Below are 2659 nucleotides of genomic sequence, written 5' to 3'. Positions count from 1 at the left end.
GCTCAATCCCTCAAAACGTCCAGCCATCACTAATACATCCAACCTCTTGCCAAAAAATAGATTACTACAATCTGGCATTAGTGGGATAGGTTCATAAAAGATTCGCTACGAGTGTTTGTGATCAAGGAAGTTCCCCATGATTGGCTGTTTCCCCAAGTGCCAGCAGTAGTACATCACGGAGGAGCTAGTAGTACGCCAAGAAAACTTTGCATGGTGGCTAGCTCCAAGGGCAGAGGGGCGGAGGAGCAGAGGGGCAGAGGAGAAAAAACTTGATATTTGAACTCTCCTCTGCACCCCTGCACCCCTGCTCCTCTGCCTGCCCCCACCTAACATTTTTGGGTTGGCAGACTACTAGTATAACGGCAGCAGTGTTACGTGCGGGGACACCATCAATTACTGTACCCTTTTTTGCAGATCAGCCGATTTGGGGTGAAAAGCTAACTCGGTTGGGAGTCAGCCCTGCGCCGATACCGTACAAGAAACTGTCAGATAAAACTTTAGCAGCAGCGATTGAAATCGTATTGGGCGATGAAGTGATGCGGAAGAAAGCACAAGAGTTGGGTGAGAAGATTAGGGCTGAAGATGGTGTGGCGAATGCTGTTGAAGCATTTCATCGACATTTGGGTTTGATTGGGTGAGAAATTGCAGACAATTAAAATCATCACACCCACCCACAACATCGGTAAATATCCCAATGTGGAGGCGAATTAATGGAAAAGAAAAGTTGGCGATCGCTACAATCAATATTTCAAGTACTTATACAGAGGTGTGAATACCTACTATTGTATAAAAGAAATTTTAGTGAAAAGGTAATAAATGTAACTTTATATACTCTGTTGAGATGAATAACTCAGTAGAGTATTTTTGTGAGAATCACTGCCTTTGAAAAATCGTCTTGTCTTGTTGCAACCCCAAAAAACCTCGCTCTAACAACCATAAATTGAAAACTGTGGCTGCCCTATCAAGAAATGTAATCGCACTTTTTGAAACATCTATAAGTTGTGTTTCTCTCAATTGCGGTCATTGCCATTAGGAGCCGACAGTTGAATCATCTCAGTAAAACGTGAATATTTAACCGCATCGGTAGGGGGATAATCTGCCGACACTGCAATTAACCCAATTTGGATGTCCTCGAAATAAATCACACCCCCAATACGTCCTTCAAGTTGGAAAGCTCCATGAAAAAAATGATACGGAGCGATGTAGATCAGCAAACAGTCACTAATGTTTATTGCACTGTCAAACATCTGCTGACAAGTTTTTTGAAGAACAGCATTTAGGTACTCATTATCGGCAGGTTGGCCCATGTCAGTAAATTCTGGATGATCCGCAAAATGATCCATATAAAATAGCCAGATATCGGACAAGCCTGCGTCATTCGTCAGTTTTTGCTTAAGTTTCTGCAATCGGTCGATATTCATATTGTGGATATTGAGGAGATGGGATAAACAGACAGTTAGAACTGGGGTAGTTGTAGTCATAGCCAAACTAAATAATCCTCAATTTTGCTTCTTTACCTCCATACTTTACAAAAATTGCGTAACACAACACCAGAACTATGTTTTCATGGGCACGCTACCCTTAACTTTTGAGGTGATTCATTAATTTTACTTATTTAGATTCGCTCAAGAAATTTTCTAGAAAGTGTATCTAAAAATATGGTTTTTTTGGTAATGATCTATCTTATAGGTATCTTTCTGTGCGCGATGGCAACGAGAACACCGCAGGCATCGCAAAAGTTTTCGGTCTACTGAATTTTCTTTGGTAGCGATCGTATCTCTACTCACTTATGGATATACCACTGAGAAATTATTGGAACTTGACAAAGTATCTAGTAGTCCATCTGGAGAGAAGTTTAGAAAAGGGGAAACACCGAGAAGATCACATCTCGGTTAATCTCAAAGTTCAACGACATCAAAACAACAAAGATTCATTATGGCAAATTCAACCTTCAATCTCTCAGCCCTCAACGGCAGCAACGGCTTCAGCATTAACAGCATTAACGCAGGAGACTATTTAGTCGTCAGTAACGCCCTTGATATCAACGGTGACGGCATTGATGACCTGATTCTCGGTGCATCACGTGCCGGCCTCAACGGCGATAGATCAGGGCAGAGCTACGTAGTGTTTGGTAATAAGAGTGGCTTTTCATCTAGCCTCAACCTCTCTAGCCTCAACGGCAGCAACGGCTTCATCATTAACGGCATCACCACTGGTGACTTCTCAGGCAACTCAGTCAGTAACGCCGGTGATATCAACGGCGACGGCATTGATGACCTGATTATCGGTGCACAAAATGCCAACCCCAACGGCACTGAGTCAGGGCAGAGCTACGTAGTGTTTGGCAACAAGAGTTTTTCATCTAGCTTCAACCTCTCTAGCCTCAACGGCAGCAACGGCTTCATCATTAACGGCATCGCCACAGCTGACTTCTCAGGCAACTCAGTCAGTAGCGCCGGTGACATCAACGGCGACGGCATTGATGACCTGATTATCGGCGCACCAGGTGCCGACCCCAACGGCGATTATTCAGGGCAGAGTTACGTAGTGTTTGGCAACAAGAATGGCTTTTCATCTAGCCTCAACCTCTCTAGCCTCAACGGCAGCAACGGCTTCATCATTAACGGCATCGCCACTGGTGACGAATCAGGCTACTCAG

At 43.9% G+C, this 2659-nt stretch carries 3 protein-coding genes; 2 read left to right on the top strand and 1 reads right to left on the bottom strand.

Features of this window, described 5'->3' with window-relative positions; all coding sequences use genetic code 11:
- Positions 1-269: 269 nt before the first annotated feature.
- A complete protein-coding gene (locus tag V7L07_RS24135) occupies positions 270-638 on the top strand; it encodes a glycosyltransferase (RefSeq protein WP_335061369.1) in 369 nt (122 codons plus the stop codon).
- A 372-nt stretch (positions 639-1010) separates the two neighbouring features.
- Here V7L07_RS24135 and V7L07_RS24130 read toward each other — a convergent pair whose 3' ends face one another.
- A complete protein-coding gene (locus V7L07_RS24130; protein ID WP_335061368.1) occupies positions 1011-1481 on the bottom strand; it encodes a hypothetical protein in 471 nt (156 codons plus the stop codon).
- A gap of 454 nt (positions 1482-1935) precedes the next feature.
- On the opposite strand from V7L07_RS24130, the gene V7L07_RS24125 reads away from it, so the two are divergent.
- On the top strand, positions 1936-2659 hold a 724-nt coding region (locus V7L07_RS24125), incomplete at its 3' end, for an integrin alpha (RefSeq protein WP_335061367.1).

It is taken from the genome of Nostoc sp. (genome assembly GCF_036916985.1).
GTDB lineage: Bacteria > Cyanobacteriota > Cyanobacteriia > Cyanobacteriales > Nostocaceae > Nostoc.
Note: the sequence above shows the minus strand (reverse complement) of the source record. Positions and strands in the feature narration are given on the sequence as shown.

What these genes read in the sequence shown, in the direction of transcription:
- V7L07_RS24130 (WP_335061368.1), bottom strand. Translation starts at nt 1,481, where the DNA reads ATGACTACAACTACCCCAGTTCTAACTGTCTGTTTATCCCATCTCCTC.